General features: G+C 66.1%; 22 protein-coding genes. 12 read left to right on the top strand and 10 right to left on the bottom strand.

All coding sequences use genetic code 11. From position 1 onward, the window contains the following. Window positions 1-113: 113 nt before the first annotated feature. From AC56KZ_RS01710 to AC56KZ_RS01700, 3 genes are read right to left on the bottom strand one after another with little or no spacing between them, the layout of a single operon-like run. A complete protein-coding gene (locus AC56KZ_RS01710) occupies window positions 114-443 on the bottom strand; it encodes a DUF2288 domain-containing protein (protein WP_497160401.1) in 330 nt (109 codons plus the stop codon). A gap of 6 nt (window positions 444-449) precedes the next feature. After that, the gene (locus AC56KZ_RS01705; RefSeq protein WP_497160400.1) at window positions 450-1,130 is read right to left on the bottom strand and encodes an RES family NAD+ phosphorylase; all 681 of its coding nucleotides are present in this window, start codon (window positions 1,128-1,130) and stop codon (window positions 450-452) included. 2 nt (window positions 1,131-1,132) lie between these two features. Next, window positions 1,133-1,582 (bottom strand): antitoxin Xre/MbcA/ParS toxin-binding domain-containing protein, encoded by a 450-nt coding sequence (locus AC56KZ_RS01700; protein ID WP_497160399.1) that lies wholly within the window; start codon window positions 1,580-1,582, stop codon window positions 1,133-1,135. A 131-nt stretch (window positions 1,583-1,713) separates the two neighbouring features. Here AC56KZ_RS01700 and AC56KZ_RS01695 point away from each other — a divergent pair, with 131 nt between their 5' ends. Continuing rightward, on the top strand, window positions 1,714-2,172 hold the full coding sequence (locus AC56KZ_RS01695; RefSeq protein ID WP_497160398.1) for a YybH family protein: 459 nt from the start codon (window positions 1,714-1,716) through the stop codon (window positions 2,170-2,172). A 4-nt stretch (window positions 2,173-2,176) separates the two neighbouring features. Here AC56KZ_RS01695 and recJ read toward each other — a convergent pair whose 3' ends face one another. Together recJ and AC56KZ_RS01685 are read right to left on the bottom strand one after the other, a co-directional pair. After that, the gene (recJ, locus tag AC56KZ_RS01690; protein WP_497160397.1) at window positions 2,177-3,871 is read right to left on the bottom strand and encodes a single-stranded-DNA-specific exonuclease RecJ; all 1,695 of its coding nucleotides are present in this window, start codon (window positions 3,869-3,871) and stop codon (window positions 2,177-2,179) included. Beyond that, entirely contained in the window at window positions 3,871-4,929 is a 1,059-nt protein-coding gene (locus tag AC56KZ_RS01685) for a hypothetical protein (RefSeq protein ID WP_497160396.1), read from the bottom strand. Before AC56KZ_RS01685 ends, recJ begins: the two co-directional genes overlap by 1 nt. 118 nt (window positions 4,930-5,047) lie before the next feature. Between AC56KZ_RS01685 and AC56KZ_RS01680 the strand changes: the two genes are divergently transcribed. The 11 genes from AC56KZ_RS01680 (at window position 5,048) to AC56KZ_RS01630 (ending at window position 20,241) form a co-directional block, all read left to right on the top strand. Further along, the gene (locus AC56KZ_RS01680; RefSeq protein ID WP_497160395.1) at window positions 5,048-6,340 is read left to right on the top strand and encodes a lipoprotein-releasing ABC transporter permease subunit; all 1,293 of its coding nucleotides are present in this window, start codon (window positions 5,048-5,050) and stop codon (window positions 6,338-6,340) included. Window positions 6,341-6,346: 6 nt separating this feature from the next. Further along, a complete protein-coding gene (locus AC56KZ_RS01675; RefSeq protein WP_497160394.1) occupies window positions 6,347-7,612 on the top strand; it encodes a lipoprotein-releasing ABC transporter permease subunit in 1,266 nt (421 codons plus the stop codon). Then, complete coding sequence (gene lolD / locus AC56KZ_RS01670; protein WP_497160393.1) at window positions 7,605-8,342, top strand: lipoprotein-releasing ABC transporter ATP-binding protein LolD; 738 nt, start codon at window positions 7,605-7,607, stop codon at window positions 8,340-8,342. The genes AC56KZ_RS01675 and lolD overlap by 8 nt, the downstream gene beginning before the upstream one ends. 5 nt (window positions 8,343-8,347) lie before the next feature. After that, window positions 8,348-9,148, top strand: a complete 801-nt coding sequence (locus AC56KZ_RS01665; protein WP_497160392.1) for a TatD family hydrolase — start codon at window positions 8,348-8,350, stop codon at window positions 9,146-9,148. 173 nt (window positions 9,149-9,321) lie between these two features. Next, window positions 9,322-12,135 carry a type VI secretion system Vgr family protein gene (locus AC56KZ_RS01660; RefSeq protein WP_497160391.1) on the top strand — a complete coding sequence of 938 codons (2,814 nt, stop codon included), beginning with the start codon at window positions 9,322-9,324 and terminating at the stop codon, window positions 12,133-12,135. 25 nt (window positions 12,136-12,160) lie between these two features. Further along, entirely contained in the window at window positions 12,161-13,900 is a 1,740-nt protein-coding gene (locus tag AC56KZ_RS01655; protein WP_497160390.1) for an esterase/lipase family protein, read from the top strand. After that, window positions 13,897-15,627 carry a T6SS immunity protein Tli4 family protein gene (locus tag AC56KZ_RS01650; RefSeq protein WP_497160389.1) on the top strand — a complete coding sequence of 577 codons (1,731 nt, stop codon included), beginning with the start codon at window positions 13,897-13,899 and terminating at the stop codon, window positions 15,625-15,627. The genes AC56KZ_RS01655 and AC56KZ_RS01650 overlap by 4 nt, the downstream gene beginning before the upstream one ends. Before the next feature lie 50 nt (window positions 15,628-15,677). Next, complete coding sequence (locus AC56KZ_RS01645) at window positions 15,678-18,020, top strand: DNA internalization-related competence protein ComEC/Rec2 (protein WP_497160388.1); 2,343 nt, start codon at window positions 15,678-15,680, stop codon at window positions 18,018-18,020. A gap of 88 nt (window positions 18,021-18,108) precedes the next feature. Continuing rightward, complete coding sequence (locus AC56KZ_RS01640; protein WP_497160387.1) at window positions 18,109-18,939, top strand: alpha/beta fold hydrolase; 831 nt, start codon at window positions 18,109-18,111, stop codon at window positions 18,937-18,939. Window positions 18,940-18,991: 52 nt separating this feature from the next. Further along, the gene (gene dcd / locus AC56KZ_RS01635) at window positions 18,992-19,558 is read left to right on the top strand and encodes a dCTP deaminase (protein ID WP_497160386.1); all 567 of its coding nucleotides are present in this window, start codon (window positions 18,992-18,994) and stop codon (window positions 19,556-19,558) included. A gap of 29 nt (window positions 19,559-19,587) precedes the next feature. Continuing rightward, window positions 19,588-20,241: a cation efflux transmembrane domain-containing protein gene (locus AC56KZ_RS01630; protein WP_497160385.1), complete on the top strand. Its 654-nt coding sequence runs from the start codon at window positions 19,588-19,590 to the stop codon at window positions 20,239-20,241. A gap of 119 nt (window positions 20,242-20,360) precedes the next feature. Here the strand turns inward: AC56KZ_RS01630 and AC56KZ_RS01625 are convergent, their stop codons facing one another. From AC56KZ_RS01625 to AC56KZ_RS01605, 5 genes are all read right to left on the bottom strand, one after another. After that, window positions 20,361-22,616, bottom strand: coding sequence for an Orn/Lys/Arg family decarboxylase (locus tag AC56KZ_RS01625; RefSeq protein WP_497160384.1), 2,256 nt, complete (start codon window positions 22,614-22,616; stop codon window positions 20,361-20,363). Between the two features lie 144 nt (window positions 22,617-22,760). After that, complete coding sequence (locus AC56KZ_RS01620; protein WP_497160383.1) at window positions 22,761-23,243, bottom strand: dihydrofolate reductase; 483 nt, start codon at window positions 23,241-23,243, stop codon at window positions 22,761-22,763. A 52-nt stretch (window positions 23,244-23,295) separates the two neighbouring features. Then, the gene (locus AC56KZ_RS01615) at window positions 23,296-23,949 is read right to left on the bottom strand and encodes an MOSC domain-containing protein (RefSeq protein WP_497160382.1); all 654 of its coding nucleotides are present in this window, start codon (window positions 23,947-23,949) and stop codon (window positions 23,296-23,298) included. Between the two features lie 13 nt (window positions 23,950-23,962). Further along, window positions 23,963-24,757, bottom strand: coding sequence for a thymidylate synthase (locus AC56KZ_RS01610; protein WP_497160381.1), 795 nt, complete (start codon window positions 24,755-24,757; stop codon window positions 23,963-23,965). A gap of 34 nt (window positions 24,758-24,791) precedes the next feature. Further along, a complete protein-coding gene (locus AC56KZ_RS01605) occupies window positions 24,792-25,877 on the bottom strand; it encodes a threonine aldolase family protein (protein WP_497161198.1) in 1,086 nt (361 codons plus the stop codon). Between the last annotated feature and the right edge of the window lie 47 nt (window positions 25,878-25,924).

Genomic DNA, 25,924 nt, shown 5'->3' with positions numbered 1-25,924 from the left:
CCTTACCCGGAGTATAACAGTGGAGCCACGGAAATAAATGCCATGCGGCAAATATGCAACATCCATGTCTTATGGATTTTGCAATAGCATGTGCAATTTGAAATAGGCGAAATTCAGTGGACTTGTTTCTTTTCCGGCTGGACCAGGATGAACGGGTGCACCACCGAGGCCCACAGCGCTACATCGCCAATGGCCCAGGTTTCGGCCTGCAAATCCGACACCTTGGCCACCTTGCCCTCGCGCATCCAGCGCGCGATGCTGTCCTTGTCGTCGTGCGACACGCGCAGGGCGACCTCGATCAGGTCCAGTCCTTCGCTGACGTAGATGACGTTGTCCTGGGCGAAGTGGCGCTCCAGCTCGTCCCATCGGATGCGGCCGGTTTCGCGGTTGATCTTGTCGTGCAGTTCGGTATCGCGTTCAGGATCGGTTTTCATGCTGTTCATGGTAGTTCATAGGAGCTCGACCGTCGGCACGGGCGAACCCGCCCATGTTAACCGATAGGCAGGGCCCTTGCGCACATTACCCACCAGGGCGGGACGGAAGCAGGCAAGGTTGGTGCCGCCGGCATGCCGCACGCTGGGATAGATGATGCCCATCGAACCGCCTTCCAGCAGTTCGGCGGCCAGCTGCTGCGAGGCGACATAGCTGCGCGGATCGAGGCATTTGGCAAAACCGCGCCTGCCGCGGATGTCGTGGAAGCCCGCATTGAAGTCGGCCAGCATTGCCTGGTAGCTGACGCTGTCGTCGAAGCGCCCGATTTCCTGGTACTCGACCGCCTTGTGGAAGCACACCTCGGCCAGCGCCGTCTCGGCTTCGAAGGCGCAATACCAGGCGCCGCGCTCGCCGTCGTTGAAGCGGCTGCCTTCGGGGCGGGCATAGGTGTAGGCGGCGTTAATGATGCGAAACTGCGGAACGCCGAAGACCAGTTCGTCGATGCCGATGCCTGCCAGCTGCCCGGCCTCGCCGCGCAGGCGCTCGTTGGTGGCGTTGTCGAGGTCGAACAGGTCGCGCAGGACGGCGTCGTTATCGGCCAATGGAGCCAGGACCGAATCCTCGAGGTCGGCGAAGCGCGACGGGATCAGGCGGCAGGTATCGAACTGGCGCAGGCTGGTCACGGGAACGCTGGCCAAGATCAAAGCCCTCCGCGCCGTGCGTCGAGCAGTTTGCGCACGGTTTGCATGGCCAGCAGGCCCCCTCCCAGCATGCAGGCGAGCGGCGTGCGGCCGCCGAAGATCAGGTTGCTGTTGGGGAGCGTCACCCATTCGTCGGCGAGCTTGTCGCCGTAGAGGATGTGCAGCGCCTTGTAGATGCCGAGAAGGTAGGAAATGCGGGTGATGCGGTCCACTTCGAGCACCCGGTCGGGATTCTTTTTCCAGTCGTAGTAAGTGGACGCCGACAGGCCGCCGAGCAGCTCGCGCGCATCGTCGTCGCGCAGCTGCCAGGCCAGCGCCAGCTTGAAGAAGCCGCTCAGGGCCGCTTTCGAGAGGCGCTCGCGTTCGGCGCGCGAATTCAGGTCCACCAGCCGCGCCGGTTCGAAGCGGCTGGTCGGGTAGGCGTAAGCGAGATTGGTAGCGGGTTGCATGGATTCCTCCGTTTATGGAGTTTTTATACTCCGTTTTTGGAGTCAGTGCAAGGGATATCCACACGCTGGTTGTCAAGCGCGCAGGCGCATGCCAGAATCGAACAAAATTGCTAAAAAGAAAAGGTTAGTTCATGCGTTGGCGCTCGGCGGGTCTTGTCCTGGTAGCAGCAATCGTCATTGGCGTCGCGGCCTTCGCCCTGGCGCGCGGTACGCGTGCGACGCCGCCGGAACTGCGGCGGCAGGTGATGCAGGCCGAACGCAGTTTCGCCGCCACCATGGCGCGCCGCGATTTCGACGCCTTCGCGAACTTCCTCTCGCGCGAAGCCGTTTTCATGAGCCCGGAAGGAGCGCAGCGCGGCAGGGATGCGGTGGCCCTGGCGTGGCGTGGCCATTTCGTCGGGCCGGCGGCGCCGTTTTCGTGGGAGCCCGATGAAGTCGAGGTGCTGGGGTCGGGGACGCTCGCCTTCAGCAGCGGGCCGGTGAAGGATGCGACGGGCCGGCAGATCGGGCGCTTCAATTCGGTGTGGCAGCTGGAAGGGCCGGGGAACTGGAAAGTCGTGTTCGATCGCGGCTGCGATTGCAAACGCTAATGCGTCACACCGGCTCGGCGTGCTCCACCAGCAGCTGCACCTTGGTCACCCCGTTGTACTCGTTTGCATCGAGCCTGAAGGCGACCCGGGCCCGTTCACCGAGAGCGTCGGTGTGGCCGAACCAGATCGCGTCATAGCGCCGGCCGTTCTTCTCGAGCAGCAGTTTCAGGTGCTTCTCTTTCAGGATGCGCTGGCTCAGCACCCGGAATTCGTCGCAGAAGACGGGCGGCGCAAAGCCCTGGCCCCAGACCTGGCCGTCCATCAGCGCAATAAAAGTGGTGCAGTAGAACTCGTCCTCGAGCGGGCCGTCAGTTTCGATCACGCGTTCCAGCTGGGCCTGGGTCAGCCAGGCCCGGCCCACGGCCTCGAAGGCTTGCGAAAATGCGTCGAAGGAGTCCGCCTTCATCGTCAATCCGGCCGCCATGGCATGGCCGCCGAACTTGTCGATCAGTCCCGGTACCCGCTTCGACACCAGGTCCAGCGCATCGCGCAAGTGAAAGCCCGGGATCGAACGTCCCGAGCCCTTGATCAGGCCCGGGCCGCCCGGCGCGAAGGTGATCGTCGGGCGGAAGAATTTTTCCTTGAGGCGCGAGGCGACGATGCCGATCACGCCCTGGTGCCAGCTGTCGTCGAAGACGGCGATCGTGCTCGAGTCGGCAGGCTGGAAGGCGTCCAGGTGCAAGAGCGCCGTGTCCTGCATCTCGGCTTCGATCTCGCGCCGTTTCAGGTTGATCTCGTTGAGCTGCTGGGCGATGGCCCAGGCGCGGCCTTCGTCGTCCGTGATCAAGCATTCGATCCCGAGCGACATGTCTTGCAGGCGGCCGGCGGCGTTCAGGCGCGGGCCGAGCGCAAAGCCGAGGTCGAAGGGCGAGGCGCAGCGCGCTTCGCGTCCGGCCACGCGGAACAGCGCCGCCACGCCGGCATGCATCCGTCCGGCGCGCATGCGCTTGATGCCCTGGGCGACCAGGATGCGGTTGTTGGCGTCGAGCTTGACCACGTCGGCCACGGTGCCGAGCGCGACCAGGTCGAGCAGGTTGTCGAGTTTCGGCTGGGTGGCGGCATCGAACACACCGCGCCGGCGCAGTTCGGCGCGCAGCGCCAGCAGCACGTAGAACACCACGCCGACGCCGGCCAGGTGCTTGCTCGGGAAGCCGCATTCGGGCTGGTTCGGGTTGACGATCACGCGCGCCGACGGCAGCGCGTCGCCGGGCAGGTGGTGGTCGGTGACGACGACTTCGATGCCGCGCCGGTTGGCCTCGACCACGCCCTCGATGCTGGCGATGCCGTTGTCGACGGTGATGATGATGTCAGGGGACTTTTCGCGCGCCGTCAGTTCGACGATCTCGGGCGTGAGGCCATAGCCGTATTCGAAACGGTTCGGCACGATGTAGTCGACCTGCGCGCCCATCGCGCGCAGGCCGCGCAGGGCGACTGCGCAGGCGGTGGCGCCGTCGCAGTCATAGTCGGCGACGATGGTCATCTTCTTGCCGGCGCCAATCGAATCGGCCAGGAACACGGCGGCGGCATCGATGTGACGCAGGCCGCCGGGCGGCACCAGCGCGGACAGCTCGCTGGAGAGCTCGCGCGCGTCGACCAGGCCGCGCGAGGCATAGACGCGGGCCAGCACGGGATGCACGCCGCCCTGGCGCAGCAGTTCGGATTGGCGGAACGGGCAGGGGCGGGTGGAAATACGGGTCATCACAGCAGTCGGTCCAGGGTGGGGCGGCGCCAGAACGCGCGTTGCGCCAGGGCGGTGGTGGTGCAGACGGCGTGGGCTTCGCGGTGGCTCAGCACCAGGCTGACCGAGCGCAGGCGACCACGCTTCAAGGCTTCCAGGATGGGGGCGAACAGGGCCGTTTCAAGCTGTCCCATCTGCGCAATCCAGCCGCCCCAGTCGGCGCCGATGGCGGGCGCGGCCACGCTGCCGCAGACCAGGATGGTGTCGGTTCCCGCCTTGGCGTCGAGGGCGGCGACAAAGGCGGCCAGGTCGCTGACCCTGGTGTCGGCCAGCGCGTCGACCCAGGGCGCGGCGTCGAAGGCGGCCAGCCGCGGTTCCGGCCCTCGCTTCAGGGCCGCCTCGGCGGCGCCCCAGGCCCAGAAGGCATTGATCGGCGGCAGGCGGCGCGCCTCGCGCTCGGCATTGACCGGATGCGCATGCCACAGGATCTGCACTTCGTTCTGCAGGCGCCGGAAAGCGCCGGCCTGGGGGCCGAGCGGCATCCAGTCGGTCAGGTCCATGCCGACGGCGGCGTCCGGCGTGGCCGTGTCGAGGCTGGCCCAGTCATCGGCGCGCATGAACCAGGTCTGGGCGTCGCCATAGGCCAGGTCGTGGCCCGCCTCCTCGAAATACGGCCTGCTCGACTCGAACAGGGCGCGGCTTTCATGCTCTTTCAGGCGCAGGTCGCGCAGGTCGGCCATCAGGAGGTGGGTGCGGGCAATCTCGATATGCGCCGGGTTGACGATGAACCAGGTGCCGGCGCCCGGCTCGATGCCGCGTCCGCGCATGGCGGCCGCGGCAAGGGCCGGGCGGCGCGCATCGAACAGGCCCAGGGCGGCAGCCAGCCATTGCTCGTGCGGCAGCGCCCGCACCGAATCGTCGGCGGCGACCCGCGCATGGCGGCTGGTGCGCGACAGCAGTGCGGCGAGCGCCGGCGCATCCGGTGCGAGGGCGCGCACGAGGTCGGGGGCAAACTCGGGAATCGGCAGGGCGAAGGGCAGGACGAGCGTGATGTGGGCCATGGCGTGATTGTAGGGCATCCGGGCTGGCCAGGCGTCCGTTCCCTTGCCCGCGCGCCTGAAGTGTTAGAATTTTGGAAATTCGCATCGTGGCCGCCGCAAGGCCGCCACGGCTTCATCGTTTTGCAACCGGAATTTCATGAGCATTGTCCACACCTTGCCGTTCGAATGGCTGGTCGGCCTGCGCTATACGCGCGCCGGCAAGCGCAGCGGACGCAACCGTTTCATTTCCTTCATCTCGCTCATTTCCGTGGCCGGCATCGCCCTTGGCGTGGCGGCGCTGATCGTCGTGCTGTCGGTGATGAACGGCTTCCAGAAAGAAGTCACCGACCGCATGCTGTCGGTGCTGGCCCACGTCGAAATTTTCGACGTGCGCGGCACGATGCCCGACTGGAAGGCGGTCGAACGCGATGCCGCGACGAACCCGCAAGTGGCCGCCAGCGCGCCCTTCGTGGAAGCCCAGGGCATGCTGCTGCGCGACGGCGTGATGAAGCCGGTGTTGATGCGCGGCGTGCTGCCCGGCCTCGAGGCGAAAGTGTCGAGCGTGGCGGGCCAGATGAAGCAGGGCAGCTTCGACTCGCTGACGGCCGGATCGATGAATGTCGTGCTGGGGAGCGCCCTGGCCGCCGCGCTCGACGTCCAGGTCGGCGACCGCCTGGCCATGCTGATGGCCGGGGGCGACCCCGGCGCCGCCGCCAGCCCCGGCGAAACTGTCATGCCGCGCACCCAGTCCTTCGTCGTCTCGGGCATTTTCGAGGCCGGCCATTACGAATTCGATTCCGCGCTGGTGTTCGCGCACCTGGACGACGCGGCCGCGGCCGCGCAGACCGGCGGGCCGCTGGGCCTGCGCCTGCGCCTGCGCGACCTGCACCAGGCGCCGCGGGTGGCTGCCGAACTGCGCGCCAGCATGGCGGGCAGCCGCGCGGGCGAACTCGTGCTGCGCGACTGGTCGCAGGTGAACTCGATCTGGTTCGCCGCCGTCGGCTCGCAAAAACGCATGATGTTCATCATCCTGACCCTGATTATCGCGGTGGCCGCTTTCAACCTGGTCTCGACCCTGGTCATGACGGTGAAGGACAAGCAGGCCGACATCGCGATCCTGCGCACGCTGGGCGCGTCGCCGCGCTCGATCATGAAGATCTTCATGGTGCAGGGCACGCTGGTCGGGGTGCTGGGCGCGGCGCTTGGCGTGGCGCTGGGGGTGGCGGTGGCGCTGAATGTCGACGTCATCGTGCCGGCCATCGAGCGCTTGTCCGGGGCCCAGTTCCTGTCGAAGGAAATCTACCTGATCAGCGAGATTCCCTCCGACCTGCGCTGGCGCGACGTGGCGACCATCGGCGGCGTGGCGGTGCTGCTGGCCTTTTTCTCCACCCTTTACCCGAGCTGGGCGGCCGCGCGCACCAGGCCGGCCGAAGCTTTGCGTTACGAATAATCCTTTATGAGCATTGTCCACACACTGCCCTACGAATGGCTGGTCGGCCTGCGCTACACGCGCGCCGGCAAGGGCACTGGCCGCAGCGGCTTCATCTCCTTCATCTCCCTTATTTCGGTGGCCGGAATCGGCCTGGGGGTGGCGGCCCTGATCATCGTGCTGTCGGTGATGAACGGCTTCCAGAAGCAGGTCACCGACCGCATGCTGTCGGTGCTGGCGCATATCGAAGTATTCGACGAGCGCGGCGACATGCCGCAGTGGCGCGCCGCCGCACAGGAAGCCCTGCGCAATCCGGCGGTGCTGGGCGTGGCGCCGTTTGTCGAGTCGCAGGGGCTGCTGCAAAAGAACAGCGTCATGCGGCCGGTGACGATCCGCGGCGTGCTGCCGAGCGCCGAGAGCAAGGTGTCGAGCGTGGCCTCCACCATGCGCCAGGGCAGCTTCGACTCGCTCGCACCAGGCAGCTTCAACATCGTGCTCGGCTATGGCCTGGCCGCTGCGCTGGGCGTGCAGACCGGCGACAAGCTGACGATGCTGCTGGCGCAGGCCCAGACCACGCCGGCCGGCATGCTGCCGCGTATGCGCTCGTTCACGGTGTCGGGCATTTTCGAATCCGGCCACCAGGAGTTCGATGCCGGCATGGCCTTCATCGGCCTCGAGGATGCCCAGAAAATGGAGCGCCTGGGGGCGCCGGCCGGCCTGCGCCTGCGCGTGGCCGACATGCATGCCGCGCCCCAGGTGGCCGCGGAGCTGGAACAGTCAATGTCGGGAGACTTGACCATGCGCGACTGGTCCAAGCTCAACGCCGTCTGGTTCGGCGCCGTACAGACCGAAAAGAAGATGATGTTCATCATCCTGACGCTGATCGTTACGGTCGCCGCCTTCAACCTGGTCTCGACGCTGGTGATGACGGTGACCGACAAGCAGGCCGACATCGCAATTTTGCGCACCCTGGGCGCCTCGCCGCGTTCGATCATGAAAATCTTCATGGTGCAGGGGGCCGTGGCCGGCCTGCTCGGCACCGCGCTTGGCGTGGGCGGCGGGGTGCTGGTCGCCCTGAACATCGACCTCATCGTTCCATTCATCGAAAACCTGTTGGGAGTGCAGTTCTTGTCCAAGGATATCTACCAATTCAGCGCCGTGCCTTCGGATTTGCGCTGGCCGGACGTGTTTAAAATCGGCGGCGTGGCCGTGCTGCTGGCCTTTGCCGCCACGCTTTATCCGAGCTGGTCGGCCTCGCGCGTGAAACCTGCGGAGGCGCTGCGCTATGAATAACGAACTCAAGCCTGACGCATTGCACGCCGATGCGCTCGGCCAGGCCAATTCCCCGGTACTGGCCTGCCGCGGCCTCGGCAAGACCTTCAGCCAGGGCGACTACCAGGTGCGCGTCCTCGACGGCGTCGATTTTTCGATCGCGCGCGGCGAGCGGGTCGCCATCGTCGGCGCTTCCGGTTCGGGCAAGTCGACCCTGCTGCACCTGCTCGGCGGCCTGGACACGCCGACGACCGGCGCGGTGACCCTGCTTGGTGAAGACTTCGCGACCCTGTCCGAGACCCGCCGCGGCGACCTGCGCAACGCGTCGCTCGGCTTCGTCTACCAGTTCCACCACCTGCTGCCCGAGTTCTCGGCGCTCGACAACGTCGCCATGCCGCTCATGATCCGGCGCGAAAAGCACGCGGCGGCAAGCATCAAGGCGCAGGCCATCCTCGAGCGCGTGGGCCTGGGCAAGCGCGTCATCCACCGCCCGGGCGAGCTGTCCGGCGGCGAGCGCCAGCGCGTGGCCCTGGCCCGGGCGCTGGTCACGCAGCCGGCCTGCGTGCTGGCCGACGAGCCGACCGGTAACCTCGACCACACCACGGCGCTGGTCATTTTCGACCTGATGCTGGAGCTGTCGCGCACCCTCGGCACCGCCTTCGTCATCGTCACCCACGACATGGAACTGGCGCGCCGCTGCGACCGCGCGCTGCGCCTGACCGAGCACGGACTGCAGCCGCTGGAGGCGTAAAGCCCATGTGGATCGACACCCACTGCCACCTGGACGCGGCCGAATTCGGCGCCGAGGCGCCGGAGGTGGCCGCGCGCGCCGGTCGGCTCGGGGTGTCGATGATCGTGATCCCGGCTGTCGAGCGCGGCAATTTTGAGGCGGTCTCGCGCCTGGCGCACGGGTCGCCCAATGTCTGCTATGCGCTCGGCATCCATCCGATCTGCGTACCCCAGGCAAGCGACGACGACCTGGCCGCGCTGCGCCTCGCGGTGGAAAACGCGATGGGCGACCCGCGGTTCGTGGCCATCGGCGAGATCGGCCTCGACTTCTTCATCCCGCAGCTGTGCGAACCGGCGATGCGCGTCAAGCAGGAGCGCTTCTTCAAGGAACAGCTGCGCATCGCGCGCGATTTTTCGCTCCCCGTGCTGACCCACGTGCGCCGTTCCCAGGACCAGGTACTGAAACACCTGCGCCAGGTGACCCCGCCAGGGGGCATTGCGCATGCCTTCAACGGCAGCGAACAGCAGGCCATTACCTTCATCAAGCTCGGCATGCACCTCGGCTTCGGCGGCGCCATGACGTTTACCCGCGCGCTGCAGATCCGGCGCCTGGCCAGCACGCTGCCGCTCGACCGGATCGTGCTCGAGACCGACGCGCCGGACATCTCGCCGGCCTGGATCCACCCGGCACGCAACAGCCCGGAACAGCTGCCGGCAATCGGCGCTGCGCTCGCGGCCTTGCGCGGCATCGACCCGGCCGAGGTGCGCGCCGCCACCCGGCGCAGCGCGATCGCGGCGCTGCCGCGCCTGGGCCCCTTGCTGGCCTGACCGGCGCGCCCGGCGGAACCTTTCGCCCGTGACGGGATCAACTGTGTATCCGTACAGCCGATGTGCCCGCGCAGCTTAAAGTTCAGTCCGTTTGGCCCTGTGCACGATGATGGTACGCAACTTGGTATTGTCGGGTTCGTGCCACCATGGGTTTTTGGGCCTGGGAGACGCAATTGGATAGCGCGAGCGAGTTCCTCCGCGTGCTGCAGCACGAGCGGTCGCTGAGCACCGCGCACCGTGTCCTGCGCTTGCGACTCGCCCACGCCGACGGCCTCCTCGATGGGCATCTCGACGATATTCTGCTGCCGCAGCGGGTCGAAGGCGTCGAAGCGGTGTGCGGCGGCATCGAGTACCGCGTCGCCTGCGTCGCCAGCGACCCGACCCTGCCGCTGAAGGAACTGATCGCGCTGCCGGCCGAAGTGCAGGTCGTCACCGATCGCGGCGGCCTGCGCAGCATTTGCGGCATCGTCGTCGAAGCGCGTTCCGGCGACAGCGATGGCGGCCTGGCCACCTATCAGCTGGTGCTGCGCGACGCGCTGTCGATCATGGAAAAGCGCGTCAACAGCCGCATTTTTCGCCAGCAGAGCGAAGTCGACATCGTGCAGATCCTGTTCGACGAGTGGCGCCATGCGAACACCACCCTGGCCGGCGCCTTCGAATACGAACTCGATCCGCTGCTCGAGGTCGACCGTTACCCGCGGCGCGAGCAGACCATGCAGTACAACGAATCGGACGCCGCCTTTGTCCGCCGCCTGTTGCGCCGGCGCGGCATCTCCTGGGTGGTACGCGCCGGGCGCAGCCGCAGCAGCACGGTCGATGCCCGCATCGACTCCGCCCGCGACCGGATTCCGGCGCACACCCTGGTGCTGTTCGCCGATGGCGCCAACCTGCCGCAAAACGCCGCCGGCACGGTGCGCTACCACCGCGATGACGCCAGCGAACAGCGCGACACCGTGAGCTCCTGGGCCGGCGCGCGTTCACTGCAGCCGGGCAGCACCACCCGCCACAGCTGGGACTACAAGAATCCGGGCGGCGCCCATTTCATGGCCGCCACCACCCGCGCCGGCAGCGACCAGGGCGCCCTGGGCAGCGGTTTTGCCGCCAGCCTCGACGACTACCTGGTCGAAGCGCCGCACGCCGGCAACGACTTCGAGGATGGCTGGCGCCTCGGCCAGCTGCGCATGGCGCGCCACGAGTTCGAAGCGAAATGCTTCCGTGGCGAAGGCAGCGTGCGCGACTTCTGCGCCGGCCAGTATTTCACGCTGGCGGGCCACCCCGAGATCGATACCCATCCGGTCGCCGAGCGCCAGTTCGTCATCACCGAGCTGCAGACCAGCGTCTGCAACAACCTGCCGGGCGAGCTGTCGGCGCGCGTCGAGCGCCTGCTGGCCAGGAGCGGCTGGAACTGGCCGGCCCCGATGCAGGAAGAGGGCAAGGCGGCGCGGGTGCACGTGCGCTTCACGGCGGTGCGCCGTGGCGTGCATTTCGTGCCGGCCTACGATCCGCGGGTCGACCTGCCGCACCCGCAGCTCCAAAGCGCGATCGTCGTCGGCCCGCAAAACGAGGAAGTGCATTGCGACGCGCTGGGGCGCGTGAAGATCCGTTTTCCCGGCATGCGCCCGGCCGACCATGGCCATGCGAACGGCGCCGGAGCGTCCGGCGCGCCCGCCGATTCGGCCTGGGTACGCGTGGCGTCGAACTGGGCCGGCAATGGGCCGGGCAGCCACCAGCAATGCGGCGCGCTCGGCCTGCCGCGTGTCGGCAGCGAGGTGCTGGTCGCCTTCCTCGGTGGTGACCCGGACCGCCCGATCATCCTGTCGCAGCTGTTCAACAGCCGCGCCGCGCCGCCGGCGCTCAGCCCGGATGGCGAACTGCCGGGCAACCGCTACCTGGCCGGCCTGCGCAGCCGCGAAGTCGGCGGCCAGCGCGGCAACCAGCTGCGCCTGGACGACACCCACGGCGAAATCAGCGCGCAGCTGGCGAGCGACCATGGCGCCTCCCAGCTGAACCTCGGCTGGCTGACGCGCCCGCGCGCGAATGGCGCGGCCGAGCCCCGGGGCGAGGGCGCGGAGCTGCGCAGCGAGCGCGCCGTCGCCATCCGCGGGCGCGAAGGCGTGTTGGTGAGCGCCGAGGCATCGAAGGCCGGCGAGGGAGCGCAGCTGGCAAGGGGCGCCTTGGTTGGCCTCGCCGAACTGATGCAGAGCGTTGCGGACGAGATGGCGACACTGGCCGCGCAGCACACCGGCCAGGAGGAGGGCGGCGCGCGCATGGCGCAGCTGGTCGACAAACTGAAGGCATGGGATGCCGGGTCCAATGTGGCGCAAGGTGCGGCCGGCGCCAACGCGGCCGCGCCGATGGTCGCCGTCACGGCGCCGGCCGGGATCGTGCTGGCCAGCCAGGACAACGTGGCGCTCGGCTCCGAGAAACAGGTCGACGTCGTCAGCGGCGGCGACGCCGCGATTTCCGCCGGTGGCAACCTGTTCGTGCGCGCGGCACGTTCGATCAGCGCCTTCGCGCACACCCTGGGCATCAAGCTGGTCGCCGGGCGCGGCAACGTGGCGCTCGAGGCCCACCAGGGCACTGTCGAGATCAAGGCCTCGGGGAGGATCAGCCTGATCTCGTCGGAAGCCATCTACATCGAGGCGCCGTTGGTGCGCATCGTCTCGACAGGCGCGCAAACCGAATGGGCGGAGGGCACGATCACCCAGCAAAGCGCCGGCCAGCAGATCGTCAAGGCCAGCGCGGTCAAGAGCTCGGGCGGTGGCGGCGGCACCCCGGCGACGCTCGATTTCGCTTCCTCGAAGATCCGCACCGACGAGCGCCTGGTGCTGCGCCACCTGCAAACCCGCGAACCGATTCCCAACCAGCGCTACATCGCCCACCTCGCTGACGGCAGCGCGATCGACGGTGTCAGCGACGAAGACGGGCGCACGGCACTGGTCCAGGGCGCCGCGATGGGGCCGGTGCGTTTCGAGCTGCTGCCTTGAACGCCGCTCGATACCTGTCAGCCCCATGAGCGAAAAAACAAGGCCCTTGCCACCCGCCCTGCCTTTGCCTAATGGGGGTTGGGAGATCGATTCCTTTATGTCCTCGGAGGATTACACCCTGCGTGGCCTGGCCCTCATGCCGTCGAATAGTATCGTGCCGGTTATTGTTGTACCCGGCATCATGGGGACCAATCTCAGGGCCAGGCGCGTAGGACAGCCGGCAAGAAAAAGCGATGAAAGAAATCAGCAAGTACGGCCTGGCGACCCGGTCTGGCGTCCGCCAAACGGGAAGGCCGAAGGTCTGCGTGCAGCTGCCAGATGGGACCGCTTTTTCCCAAAGGACCGGCAACTTCTGTTGGACACTCCAACCCTGGAGGTCGACGACAGCGGCCCCGTTGTCCTCCCCGACTCCGATGATGACTATGTTTTGAAAGAAGAGCATGTGCGCCGTCGCGGCTGGGGCGAGGTGCATGCCGAATCGTACGGTCCCCTGCTTTACGCCCTGGAGATGCGCTTGAACCAGACATTCGGGTACGACGCTCCAAAGAAGAAGCACTTTATCAAACAGCACTGGCAGGATGTAATGGCCTGCGATCCGAAGAAATGGGGTCTGCGTGACTTCGCGCCGCTGACGCAAGAGGAGCTCAAAAAACACGCCCAGCACTATTTTCCGGTTTACTCGCTAGGTTATTGCTGGCTCGAAGATTGTCAAACGTCGTCGATCGTGCTGGAAAAGCGCATCCTCGACATCATGCAATCCTGGCGAAAGGCTAAACGGCGTTGCGACAAGGTTATTCTCGTGACCCATTCCATGGGTGGATTAGTGGCGCGAGCATGCGCCAAGCGCATCCCCGACAAAATCGCCGGGGTAGTTCACGGCGTGATGCCTGCACTGGGAGCACCGGTTGCCTACCGCCGGATCGCCTGCGGAACAGAATCGTCGAGTCCAGGTAACGGACCTGCGGAGAATGTCAAAGCGTCCGGAGCTGCGATGATTCTGGGACGCACAGCTGACAAGACAACACCGGTCCTGGCGACATCGCCCGGGGCGCTTGAACTATTGCCGAATCACCTTTACCCACAGCCGTGGCTGCATGTGCGTGTCGTCAAGTCGATTGGCGCCCCCCGCAAGTCAGGCTACGGCACGAAGGATGACCTTGTGCGGTACAGCGAGACCTCTGCCGATTATCTGCACTTGCCTAACGCAGGAGCGCCGAATCCCTATGATTTGTACCGAAACCTGACGTCGTGGTACCGCCTCATCAATCCGGCGCTCGCTGATCCAGCGAGGAAGTACACAAAGAAACCCGGAGGCGTCGAATTGAAAATCAAGTCAGCTATTGCAACTGCCGAACAGTTTCACCGCTCATTAGGGGATTATTACCATCCCAATACCTACGCGTTTTACGGCGACGATCAACATGAACTGTCATATGGCCACGTTCGATGGGTTGCGCGGCAAGGAGCCGGTTCAGCTTGTGCTTTAACGACGGCGAACGTGTCGGAGGCGATCTTCCTCGGACATACGCCAAATGGTCAAAGGCGCGTTCTGGTCGAGGGTAAGGCGGAGCTGCATTTTGAGCCCGAGCCGCAAGATGTCCGCGGCGACGGAACGGTTCCTTGTCAATCCGGGGCTGGTCTGGCTGGCAATGTGAAGCAGGTGTTCCCTACTCAAGGCTACGATCATCAGGGGTCCTATAACAATGAAGACATGCTCAAGCTCACGCTTCGCTTGATTGTAAAGATCGCCCAGGAGCTGTCGTGAAACACTGGATCCATAACATGCTGGCAAAAGTGCCGGCCGGGATCGTTATCGCGGCTCTGGCGGCGGCCTCGGCTTTAGGTGCGGTCCTGCACCAACACGAAATGGCGCGTCAGGATAAACACGAGGTAGCGCGGATGACCGAGAAAATGAAAACGGTGTGCGTCGGAAGATTTTTGCTTGATTTTCCGGAAGAGGCGCGAATTGAGTTCAGTAACCCCAGCATTGACGGCTTTTCCATCGTGGCATTCCGCGAAACGATGCACGAGTTCCAAGCGCGCCTCGCGGAGCGCGAAGCGCAGCTCAAGGCCAAGCCGGATAGGCTGGGCGGCAACCGGAATTTGGAAGTGGCGAAAGAGATCAGAGGCGATAGCGGGATGACCGGTAAGCTTTTGGTACATAGCCGGGAAGTAAAGGAAGGCACCGCATCGAATGGCTTGGAAATCGAGCGCTACCGCCACGAAGGTGTCGCCGTCGAGGCCCTCATGCATGGCAACGGTGTCAGTGTCGACGTGGCGTCCGATTTCTACTTTCCGGACAAGGTCGGGGATGTTCTAAAACTTGCGGTCAAGCTAGTGCCGAACCCTGAAAATAAAGTTCCCACCGAGCCTGGTTTTTGTATGGACGGCGCTTACCTCCGTGACCCGCTCAGGGCCGATCAACTCGAACGGATCACGATGTTCGCGGGACTGCCGAGCAAGCCCGATATCCGCTTCCTGCTGATTCTTGCCGCCGGCCTCAAGCCCGATAAGGATGGACTTGTTGAACGGGACGCTGCGACAAAATCACAATTTTCCTTGATGGAGCGGATGCGCTTTTCCAGGCTGCGCGGGGGGCCGCGCACAATCTGGGGCATTCCTGGGGAGGAACTGGTTGAACGCGTTCACGAACTGAACGACGCGATCGTCTACAGCTTCTGGTGGGAGGTGCCTGGCACGACCGACAACATTTTCCTACCCCATATCGTTTTCCAGATGGATACCGGCGAGGGCAACCACGGACCGGTTCCGTCCTCGTTGTCGGAAGGTGCCGCGATGGGCATGTGGGACAGGATTTCGTCCAGCATTCGCGTGCGGCCCGCGCAGCCGAAAACAAGCGGCCCCATTGCACCACCACCGATCCCAATCGGCACCTACATCAGTGCCGGCGAGCGCTGCCCTCAAAGCGGCTGGTGGCAATGCAGCGACGGCGGCAAGGGCATCGGCGTGCTGGGCGGGCAGCGCCAGTACATCAAAAAGGGCGCGCGCATGCCGCAAGCCCTGCTGCTGCCGCCGCAATCCGTATGGGAAAAGCTGCGCGGCGTGCAGCCGAGCTTCGAATCGAAGACCCGGACTTCCTGGAAACTGGTCGACAAGCGTGGCCGGGCAAGAGTGCCGTCGCTACTGCCGCTCGCCCAGGCGACGCCGGTGGCTGCGGGCAGCATCACCTCGGCCGGCACCGGACCGGGCGTGATGGAGCAAGCGGGAGTAGCGGTCGGCAGCGTTGCTTCTACCGGACATCCTTGCCCGGCGAGCGGCTGGTGGCTCTGCGACGACCCGCGCGCGCTGGATGGAACACGGTGGTTTGCCCAGGGCAGCCTGCTGCCTCCGGCAAGCTTCGCTCTTGCGCCAGGTGGCTTCAGCCGTTCCGCGAACTCGGCCAAGTCGATCGAGCGCCGCGGGGCATGGCGGCTGGTGCGGCTGGCAGACGCGGAGCAGCAGGACGCGAGTGACGACGCGGAGCCCGCATGAAGCGCCGCCTCCCGCTCTGACGACACGGCGCGTATCGCCCCAACGCGCCCATGCGCTCCGCCATCCTCGGCTTCGTGCTCGGCGCTGCCGTCCTGCAAACCTGCGCCGCCTTGCCGGACGCCTGGCCAATCGTCGCCTGTGCACTCGCAGCGCTGCTGTTGCTGACGCTGTCGCGCAAGCCCCTCTGCGCCGCCGTCGCCGGGGCGCTGCTCGGCTACTGCTGGGCGGCCTGCCTCGCCCACGCCGTGCTCGCCCAGCAGCTGGACAAGGCCGATGAAGGGCGCGATCTCGACATCGTCGGCACGGTCGACAAGCTGCCCCACGATTTCGGCCAGGGCCTGCGCTTCCAGTTCGCAGTCGAGACGGTGTTGACGCCAGGCGCCGGTGTGCCGCCGAAGCTGGCGCTGTCCTGGTACCGCGGCGCGAACGGCGGCGCGTCGATCCATCCCGGCCAGCGCTGGCGCCTGAGGGTGCGCCTGCAGCGCCCGCACGGGAACGCCAACCCGCATGGTTTCGATTACGAGGCCTGGCTGCTGGGGCAGGGCGTGCGCGCCACCGGCTACGTGCGCGCGGGACCCCGGAATCGCCTGCTCGACGATTTCGTGCCGACCGCCGGCAATGTCGTCCAGCGCGGACGTGACCTGCTGCGCGAGCGCATCGCCACCGCGCTCGATGCCAAACCCTATGCCGGCGTGATCGTCGCGCTGGTCGTCGGCGACCAGCGCGGCATCGGGCAGTCGGACTGGGAGGTGTTCAACCGTACCGGCGTCAGTCACCTGGTCGCCATTTCCGGGCTGCACATCACGATGATCGCCGGACTGTCCGCCTTCGTGGCGTCCGCGCTCTGGCGCCGCTCCTTTTTCACCGCCGCCGCCTTGCCGCTGATCCTGCCGGCGCAAAAGGTGGCCGCGCTGGCCGGCGCCGGCGTGGCGCTGCTCTACGTGCTGCTGGCCGGCTTCGGCGTGCCGGCGCAGCGCACCCTGTACATGCTGGCGGTGGTGGCGCTGGCGCTGTGGACCGGGCGCCTGGCCAGCGTGTCGCGCATCCTGTGCCTGGCGCTGGGCCTGGTGGTGCTGATCGATCCCTGGGCCGTGCTCTGGCCGGGCTTCTGGCTGTCCTTCTGTGCGGTGGCGACCATCCTCTACGCTGGCCTGGGCCGGGGCGGGAAGGGCAAGGGCCTGCGCGGCACGCTGGCGCTGGCCGCGCGCACCCAGTACGCGGTCACGCTGGGGCTGGTGCCCCTGACGCTGCTGCTGTTTTCGCAGGTGTCGATCGTCGGGCCGCTGGCGAATGCGGTCGCGATTCCGGTGGTGAGCTTCGTCGTGACGCCGCTGGCGCTGCTCGGCAGCCTGTTGCCGGCGCCGCTCTCGACCCCGGTGCTGTGGACGGCCCATCTCGGGGTCGAGTCGCTGGCCACGGTGCTTGCCTGGCTGGCTGCGCTGCCGCTTGCCGTGTGGAGCGCGCCGGCCCCGCCGCCCTGGCTGTTCGTGCTGGCGCTGATTGGCACGGCCTGGATGCTGGCGCCGCGCGGCTGGCCGCATCGCTGGACGGGGGCCGCGGCCTGGCTGCCGCTGTTCCTGCTGCTGCCGACGCATCCCGCGCCAGGCCGCTTCACGGTCACCGCTTTCGACGTCGGCCAGGGCATGGCGCTGCTGGTGGAAACCGAGCGGCACCGGCTGCTCTACGATACCGGCCCGCAGTACGCGCCCGGGCAGGACGGCGGCACGCGCGTGATCCTGCCGTATTTGCGGGCGCGCGGCATCAGGCGCCTCGACGCCATGGTCGTCAGCCACAGCGATGTCGACCACGCCGGCGGCGCCCTGGCGCTGACCGCGGCGCTGCCGGTCGACTGGGTCGCCAGTTCGCTCGGGCCGGAGCATCCTGTGGTGGGCGCCGCCAGGCTGCATCGGCGCTGCGAGTCCGGCCAGCGCTGGGAGTGGGATGGCGTCGTGTTCGAGATGGTGCATCCTGCCCCGGCAAGCTACCTCCAGCCCGGCCTGAAACCGAATGCGCGCAGCTGCGTGTTGCGGGTATCTGCCGGCGCCCGATCCATCCTGCTGGCCGGCGATATCGAAGCGGCCCAGGAGGCGCAGTTGCTGAGGGCCGCGCCGCAGGCCCTGGGTGCCGACGTCCTGCTGGCGCCGCACCACGGCAGCGGCACCTCGTCGACGCCGGCCTTTCTTGCCGCCGTGAAGCCGTCGATCGCCGTGTTCCAGGTCGGCCACCGGAATCGTTTCCGCCACCCGAAACGCCAGGTCTTCGAGCGCTACGGCGCCCTCGGCATCCAGCGCCTGCGCAGCGACGAATCAGGCGCCATCAGCCTCGACTTCGGCGCCGGCATCGCCGTGCGCGAATACCGCCGCGAGCACCCGCGCTACTGGCATGGGCGCTAGCGCCCTGTAGGCGTTTCCCTCTAATCAGGACACAAGCGGGACAATCCGCCGTTACAATCGAGCCCTTCTGCCCGGCGTCCCCCGCACCATGTCCAAACCCCTGCTTCACTTTTGCCACGGCAACAGCTTCCCCTCCGGAAGTTATCGCCAATTGCTCGACGGCCTGCGCACGCACTACGAGGTGCGCGCCACCGACATGGTCGGGCACGACCCGCGTTTTCCCGTCGGCGACGGCTGGGATGGGCTGGTGGAGGAACTGATCGCGGAGCTTGACGCCTACGGCCAACCGTCGATCCTGGTCGGCCACTCGCTCGGCGGCATGCTTGGCACCATGGCGGCCGCGCGCCGGCCGGACCTGGCGCACTGCGTGGTGATGCTCGATTCGCCGGTGGTGGCGGGCTGGCGCGCGCTGGCCTGGCGTTTCGTCAAGCTGCTGGGCAAGGCCTCGCGCTTTTCGCCCGCGCGTTTTTCCGAACGGCGCCGCAATGTGTGGGCCGACCGCGCCACGGCGCGCCAGCATTTCATGTCCAAGGATATTTTCGCGGCCTGGGCGCCGGGCGTGCTGGACGACTACCTCGAGGTCGGCCTGAGCCCGCATCCGGACGGCGTGCAACTGCGCTTCGACCGCGACGTCGAAACCCTGATCTACAACTCGCTGCCGCACCACCTGGGCGAAGTGCTGCGCCGCAACTTCCCGGTGCCGGTCGGTTTCATCGGCGCGACGCGCTCGGAAGAACTGCGCCAGGCCGGGCTGGGCGCTACCCGCAAGCTGGTGCGCGACAATTTTGTGATGACCGAAGGCACGCACCTGTACCCGATGGAGCACCCGGCGCGCGCCGCGCAGCTGACGCACTACATGATCCAGCGGCTGCTGGTGCAGCGCCCGCTGCCGCGCAAGCGCCAGGCCGCATCGGCTTGAAGATCGCGTAAAATCATGGGATTGCCAGCTTTACATCAGAGAGAACCCAGCGATGAGCATCAAGAGCGATAAATGGATCCGCCGCATGGCGCAGGAAACCGGCATGATCGAACCGTTCGCCCCTGGCCAGGTGCGCGAAGAAGAGGGGCGGCGCATCATTTCTTACGGCACCTCGTCGTACGGGTACGACATCCGCTGCGCCGACGAGTTCAAGATCTTCACGAACATCAACAGCACCATCGTCGACCCGAAGAATTTCGACGAGAAGTCCTTTGTCGACGTGAAAAGCGATGTCTGCATCATTCCGCCGAATTCGTTCGCCCTGGCGCGCACGATGGAATACTTCCGCATCCCGCGCAATGTGCTGACGATCTGCCTCGGCAAGTCCACCTATGCGCGCTGCGGCATCATCGTCAACGTCACGCCATTCGAGCCCGAATGGGAAGGCTATGTGACGCTCGAGTTCTCGAACACGACCCCGCTGCCGGCCAAGATCTACGCCGGCGAAGGCTGCGCCCAGGTGCTGTTCTTCGAGAGCGACGAAGTGTGCGAGACCTCGTACAAGGACCGGAACGGCAAATACCAGGGCCAGGTCGGCGTCACCCTGCCGAAAACCTGAATCTGCATTGACTTTAGCGGGAGGCCGTCATGGCCGATTGCTGCAGCGGCGGCTGTTCTTCGAAGCAGCCGCCGGTCGACCCAGGCTACAGGCGCGTCCTCTGGATCGCGCTGGCCGTCAACGCGCTCATGTTCGTTGTCGAGCTGGTCGGCGGCTGGGCCTCTGGCTCGGTCTCGCTGCTGGCCGACGCCATCGACTTTTTCGGCGACGCCGCCAACTACGGCATTTCCCTGTTCGTGCTCGGCCTGGCGCCCATCTGGCGCTCGCGTACCGCGCTGGTGAAGGGCGCGTCGATGGGCGCCTACGGCGTGTTCGTGATCGGCACCGCGCTCTGGCACCTGGCGGCCGGCACGGTGCCGCAAGCGGCCACCATGGGCGCCATCGGCTTTGCGGCGCTGGCCGCGAACGTGCTGGTGGCAGTGCTGCTGTTCGCCTACCGCAAGGGCGACGCCAACATGCGCTCGGTGTGGCTGTGCACGCGCAACGACGCGATCAGCAACGTGGCGGTGCTGCTGGCGGCGCTCGGGGTGTATCAGACCGGCAGCGGCTGGCCCGACCTGTTCGTGGCCGCTATCATGGGCGTGCTCGGCTTGACCTCGGCGCGCAGCGTGATCGTGCAGGCGCGGGGGGAGATGAATGCAGCCTTGGTGGCGGCGCCGGTCGTGGAGCTCAAGCGGCGCTAGGGTGGGCGGCTATGCCGCGCACGCGTTCAACCAGAGCCCGAACAAAGAATGATGGGGCAATCCACGGGGTGGTTGAACGCGTGAGCGGGGAACCCGCCCACCCTACGTACGTGCGGCCATCAATCCTGGCGCACGCAGTCCACGAAGTAATCGCGCTTGCCGTTCACTTCGCGCTTGACCAGGCCGTGTACATCCGTCTCGAAGCCCGGGAAGCGCTCGTTGAAGTCGCGCGCGAAGCGCAGGTAGTCGACGATGATCTTGTTGAAGCGCTCGCCCGGAATCAGCAGCGGAATGCCCGGCGGATAAGGCGTCAGCAGGATCGCGGTGGTGCGGCCTTCCAGGTCCTCGATCGCCACGCGCTCGATGTCTTTCCTCGCCATCTTGGCAAAGGCATCGGACGGCTTCATCGCCGGCACCATGTCCGACAAATACATTTCGGTCGTCAGGCGCGCCACATCGTACTGCTTGTAGAAGGTGTGGATCGAGGTGCACAGGTCGCGCAGGCCGCTGTTTTCGTAACGCGGGTTGGCGGCGGCGAACTTCGGCATGACCTGCCACATCTGCTTGTTGCGGTCGTAATCGTCCTTGAACTGCTGCAGCGCCGTGACCAGCGTGTTCCAGCGGCCCTTGGTGATACCGATCGTGAACATGATGAAGAAGGAGTACAGGCCGCACTTCTCGATGATCACGCCATGCTCTGCCAGGTATTTCGTCACGATCGAGGCCGGAATGCCGGTATCGCCGAATTTGCCGTCCAGCGACAGGCCTGGCGTGACCACGGTCGACTTGATCGGGTCGAGCATGTTGAAGCCCGGGGCCAGATTGCCGAAACCATGCCAGTCGTCCTCGGCGCGGATCATCCAGTCGTCCTGGGTGCCGATGCCTTCATCGGACTCGACGTCCGGTCCCCATACTTTGAACCACCAGTCGTTGCCGAACTCACGATCGACCTTCTTCATCGCGCGGCGGAAGTTCAGCGCTTCCAGGATCGATTCCTCGACCAGGGCGGTGCCGCCCGGCGCTTCCATCATGGCCGCGGCGACGTCGCAGGAGGCGATGATCGAATACTGGGGCGAAGTCGAGGTGTGCATCAGGAAGGCTTCGTTGAAGGCATCCTGGTCGAGCTTGACCGTTTCCGATTCGCGCACCAGCACCTGCGAGGCCTGCGACAGGCCGGCCAGCAGTTTGTGCGTCGACTGGGTCGAGAAGATCATCGACTGCTTGGCGCGCGGGCGGTCGCGGCCGATCGCATGCATGTTCTTGTAGAAGTCGTGGAAGGTCGCGTGCGGCAGCCAGGCTTCGTCGAAGTGCAGGGTGTCGATTTTCCCGTCCAGCATTTCGCGCAGGGTCTCGACGTTGTACACCACGCCGTCGTAGGTCGACTGGGTGATGGTCAGGATGCGCGGCTTCTTGTCCTTCGCCTCGCGCGCGAACGGATTCGCTTCGATCTTGCGCGCGATCGATTCGGGCGTGAACTCTTCCAGTGGAATCGGGCCGATGATGCCGAGGTTGTTCCGTGTCGGCATCAGGAATACGGGAATCGCGCCGCACATGATGATCGAGTGCAGGATCGACTTGTGGCAGTTGCGGTCGACGACGACGATGTCGCCCGGCGCGACGGTGCTGTGCCAGACCATCTTGTTCGAGGTCGAGGTGCCGTTGGTGACGAAATAGCAGTGGTCGGCGCCGTAGATGCGGGCGGCGTTACGCTCCGATTTCGCGACCGGGCCGGTATGGTCGAGCAGCTGGCCGAGTTCCTCGACGGCGTTGCAGACGTCGGCGCGCAGCATGTTCTCGCCAAAAAACTGGTGGAACATCTGGCCGACCGGCGACTTCAGGAAAGCCACGCCGCCCGAGTGGCCGGGGCAATGCCAGGAATAGGAGCCGTCGTAGGCATAGTTCACCAGCGCGCGGAAGAAGGGCGGCGCCAGGCCGTCGAGGTAGGCTTTGGCTTCGCGGATGATGTGGCGCGCAACGAATTCCGGCGTGTCCTCGAACATGTGGATGAAGCCGTGCAGCTCCTTCAGGATGTCGTTCGGGATGTGGCGCGAGGTGCGCGTCTCGCCGTAGATATAGATCGGGATGTTCGAATTCTTGTGGCGGATCTCTTCGACAAAGGCGCGCAGGCGCATCAGTGCATGGTCGGTCTCTTCGTCCGAGCCGCCGCCGAATTCCTCATCGTCGATCGACAGCACGAAGGCCGAAGCGCGCGACTGCTGCTGCGCGAACTGCGACAGGTCGCCATAGCTGGTATGGCCGAGCACTTCCATGCCTTCCTTTTCCATCGCGGCGGCGAGAGCGCGGATGCCCAGTCCCGAGGTGTTCTCGGACCGGAAGTCCTCGTCGATAATAATGATGGGGAAACGAAATTTCATTGACAGCTCCAATGCGAAGCGCCGTGGGAGCGGGTGCGCCCGGGTTGGGCGGCCCGCCACGCACGGCACCGAAAAATAAGAAGCGGATTTTCGCAGAAAATCCGCTGTCCGGTGTAGATTTTTTAACAGGGTAGCGGGTTGCGCTCAGGCATGGCGCACGTAAGTCACGTAGGCATAGTCGTAGCCGTTGGCCTCCGAGCGATGCGTTTCGCGCGCGGTCTCGACCCACACGGCCGGGTCGATCGGCGGGAAGAAGGTATCGCACTCGAAGCTGTGCGCGATCTCGGTCACGATCATGCGCCCGGCCAGCGGCAGCGCCGCTTCGAAGATCTGCGCGCCGCCGATGATGCTGGCCTCCAGCCCGTCCACCATGGCGATCGCCGCTTCCAGCGAAGCCGCTGTTTCGACACCTTCGTGGCGCCATGCCGGGTTGCGGGTCACGACGATGCTGCGCCGGCCCGGCAAAGGGCGGCCGATCGAGTCGAAGGTCTTGCGGCCCATGATCATCGGCCGGCCCAGCGTGACGCGCTTGAAATGCGCCAGGTCTTCGGGCAGGTGCCAGGGCAGCTTGTTATCGATGCCGATGCCGCGCTGGGCGTCGATCGCCACGACGATGGTCAGGCTCATGGTAGTCCTCGTGAATGTCAGGGCCAGATGGTGTCGCCGGCTGCTCTTCCTGTCAAGTTGCGCTGCGCTCCTCGCGCTCGAACAGGCCGCTGCCTTCCCACCTGGGCAGGGTGCTGTTTGAATTCGCGGTAACCGCCCTGGCGGCGTACGCGGGTCCCAGCTTGCCGATCACGCGCGGGAAGGCGCGGCAATAGGTCGATTGGATGCCGGCCAGGCGCGCCAGCTGCCTGTACTCGACCACCGCGCCGGGCGGCACGGCATCGAGCACCAGCGCCACCCGCGCGCGCCAGTCCTCGGGCCAGGCGGGCAGGGGAGCGGGCAGCGCCCGGATCGCGTCCCCGCGGTGGATCGTGCCGCCGGCGACGACGCGCGCCAGCATCCCGCGCCGCGCGCCGACTTCCCGTGACAATCCCGGCCGGTGCCTGTCGAGCGCGCCGCAGGCTTCGCACTGGAACATCAGCCGGATCGCGCACTCTCTGCCGATACGCAGGACGGTTCCGGACACCAGGCCGGCCGTATCGACATCGATCAGGATGTTTTCGCGCAGCGCCTGCGGCGGCAGCGCAAGCGCGTCGTAAGCCGGCCAGCCTGCCAGCAGCAGCTGCCGCGGCGAGAACGCATGCGCATGCCGATTGCCGACGATGCCGGCGCCGTCGAGGCGCAGGCTGTCGGCGCCGGCCAGCGCCAGCACTTTCCCGCTATTCACGCGCGCTTGCCGTCTACACCGCGACCGGCGCCTTGATCCCCGGATGCGGATCGTAGCCCTGCACCTCGAAATCCTCGAAGCGGTAGTCGAACAGGGAATCGGGTGTGCGCTTGATGAGCAGCTGCGGCAGCGGGCGCAGCTCGCGCCCGAGCTGCAGGTCCACCTGCTCCATGTGGTTCGCATACAAATGGCAGTCGCCGCCGGTCCACACGAAGTCGCCCACCTCCAGGCCCGCCTGCTGCGCCATCATGTGGGTCAGCAGCGCATACGAAGCGATATTGAAGGGCACGCCCAGGAAGATATCGGCGCTGCGCTGGTAGAGCTGGCAGGACAGCTTGCCGTCGGCGACATAGAACTGGAACAGCGCGTGGCAGGGCGGCAGCTTCATCTGCGGCACATCGGCCACATTCCAGGCCGAGACAATCATGCGGCGCGAGTCGGGCGTATTCCTGATCTGGTCGAGCACCTGGCTGATCTGGTCGATGTGCTGGCCACCCGGCGCCGGCCAGTTCCGCCACTGGTAACCATAGATCGGCCCCAGTTCGCCATTCGCGTCGGCCCATTCGTCCCAGATCGAGACGCCGTTTTCCTTCAGGTAGGCGATGTTGGTCGAGCCTTGCAGGAACCAGATCAGTTCATGGATGATCGATTTCAGGTGCACCTTCTTGGTCGTCACCAGCGGAAAGCCGTCCTGCAAGTTGAAACGCATCTGGTGGCCGAAGACCGAGCGCGTGCCGGTGCCGGTGCGGTCGGTCTTGAGCGTGCCATGCTCTTTCACATGGCGCATGAAGTCGAGATATTGGCGCATCGCTCACCTTCCGGGGAAAAGGCAAGATTGTAGCTTATGCCACCAGCGCTTCCGCAAAAATGGCCAGCGCCTCGCGCAGGCGCGCGTCCGGCATGGCGAGCAGGTTGTCGCCCACGTACAGTTCGAAGTAAGAGCTGTCCGGCAGAACCCCGTTCGAGACCCGGTTGCACAGCCAGATGCCGTGCTTCTCCGCCAGCTCGGCGCGGATCGCCAGCAGGCGCTCGCGGCCTACCGGCAGGTGCAGGTGCAGCATGTTGGCGGCGGGCGCGGCCGGATTGACGCGAATGAGCGGGTGCGCGCGCAGGGCCTCGTACAGGAACTGCGTGCGCCGGAAGTAGTCGGGCATGGCCGCGAGGCGTGCATCGAACTGCATGGCGGCGGCCACCACATACGGCGAGCGGTGCACGACGTTGCCGCCCTGGCGCCGGAACCATTCGGCGGCGCGTTCGACGAATTCGCGCGATCCCGCCAGCATGGCCCCGCCCAGGCCGCCGATGCCCTTGTACAGCGACACGTAGACCGAATCGAAACCGGCGGCGATCTCGGCCACGCTGCGGCCATAGCCGGCCGCCGCCTCCCACAGGCGCGCACCGTCCATGTGCAGGTGCGCGCCGCGCTCACGCGCGTGCAGCTTGATCGCTTCCAGTTCATCCCAGCGCGATACCTGGCCGCCGATCTCGCGCATCGGGATTTCGATGCCGATCGCGCCCAGCCGGTCCGGCACGGCTTCGAGGTCGGCTGCCAGCCAGGGGCGATGGGGGGCGCCCACCCGCAGGGCGGCAAAATGCCCGAGCAGCTGGTAGTTCGAGCGCTCGTGGACAAAGATGTGGGAAGTGGGGTGCAGGGCGGCCGGCTTGCCGCCGCGGTCCGCGCAGGCCAGGCGCAGGGCCGTGACCTGCGCCATGGTGCCGCTGATGCAGGACACGGCAGCTTCGCAGCCGAGGAGGGCTGCGACCTTGTTTTCGAACGCTTCCACCAGCTCGCCGCTGCCGTAGACGTCGTGCTCGACGCCCTGCTGTTCGCACCACGCCGCCATGGCGGCGAAGGTCTCGGCCGGGGTGCGGGCGCGGTGGCCTGGAAAAACAGTGTGGCAGCGGCGGATCAGTTCGGCATCAAGCAAGGTCGGCTCCTGGAGTGGGGCTGCCACTTTACACCGAACCAGGGTGG

It is taken from the genome of Telluria sp. LT2P34 (assembly GCF_059685915.1).
Note: the sequence above shows the minus strand (reverse complement) of the source record. Positions and strands in the feature narration are given on the sequence as shown.

Excerpts from the sequence above, each read along its gene's own strand:
- AC56KZ_RS01710 (WP_497160401.1), bottom strand. The coding sequence starts at position 443 with ATGAACAGCATGAAAACCGATCCTGAACGCGATACCGAACTGCACGAC.
- AC56KZ_RS01700 (WP_497160399.1), bottom strand. The coding sequence starts at position 1,582 with ATGCAACCCGCTACCAATCTCGCTTACGCCTACCCGACCAGCCGCTTC.
- AC56KZ_RS01695 (WP_497160398.1), top strand. The coding sequence starts at position 1,714 with ATGCGTTGGCGCTCGGCGGGTCTTGTCCTGGTAGCAGCAATCGTCATT.
- recJ (WP_497160397.1), bottom strand. The coding sequence starts at position 3,871 with ATGACCCGTATTTCCACCCGCCCCTGCCCGTTCCGCCAATCCGAACTG.
- AC56KZ_RS01685 (WP_497160396.1), bottom strand. The coding sequence starts at position 4,929 with ATGCCCTACAATCACGCCATGGCCCACATCACGCTCGTCCTGCCCTTC.
- AC56KZ_RS01680 (WP_497160395.1), top strand. The coding sequence starts at position 5,048 with ATGAGCATTGTCCACACCTTGCCGTTCGAATGGCTGGTCGGCCTGCGC.
- AC56KZ_RS01675 (WP_497160394.1), top strand. The coding sequence starts at position 6,347 with ATGAGCATTGTCCACACACTGCCCTACGAATGGCTGGTCGGCCTGCGC.
- lolD (WP_497160393.1), top strand. The coding sequence starts at position 7,605 with ATGAATAACGAACTCAAGCCTGACGCATTGCACGCCGATGCGCTCGGC.
- AC56KZ_RS01665 (WP_497160392.1), top strand. The coding sequence starts at position 8,348 with ATGTGGATCGACACCCACTGCCACCTGGACGCGGCCGAATTCGGCGCC.
- AC56KZ_RS01655 (WP_497160390.1), top strand. The coding sequence starts at position 12,161 with ATGAGCGAAAAAACAAGGCCCTTGCCACCCGCCCTGCCTTTGCCTAAT.
- AC56KZ_RS01645 (WP_497160388.1), top strand. The coding sequence starts at position 15,678 with ATGCGCTCCGCCATCCTCGGCTTCGTGCTCGGCGCTGCCGTCCTGCAA.
- AC56KZ_RS01640 (WP_497160387.1), top strand. The coding sequence starts at position 18,109 with ATGTCCAAACCCCTGCTTCACTTTTGCCACGGCAACAGCTTCCCCTCC.
- dcd (WP_497160386.1), top strand. The coding sequence starts at position 18,992 with ATGAGCATCAAGAGCGATAAATGGATCCGCCGCATGGCGCAGGAAACC.
- AC56KZ_RS01630 (WP_497160385.1), top strand. The coding sequence starts at position 19,588 with ATGGCCGATTGCTGCAGCGGCGGCTGTTCTTCGAAGCAGCCGCCGGTC.
- AC56KZ_RS01625 (WP_497160384.1), bottom strand. The coding sequence starts at position 22,616 with ATGAAATTTCGTTTCCCCATCATTATTATCGACGAGGACTTCCGGTCC.
- AC56KZ_RS01620 (WP_497160383.1), bottom strand. The coding sequence starts at position 23,243 with ATGAGCCTGACCATCGTCGTGGCGATCGACGCCCAGCGCGGCATCGGC.
- AC56KZ_RS01610 (WP_497160381.1), bottom strand. The coding sequence starts at position 24,757 with ATGCGCCAATATCTCGACTTCATGCGCCATGTGAAAGAGCATGGCACG.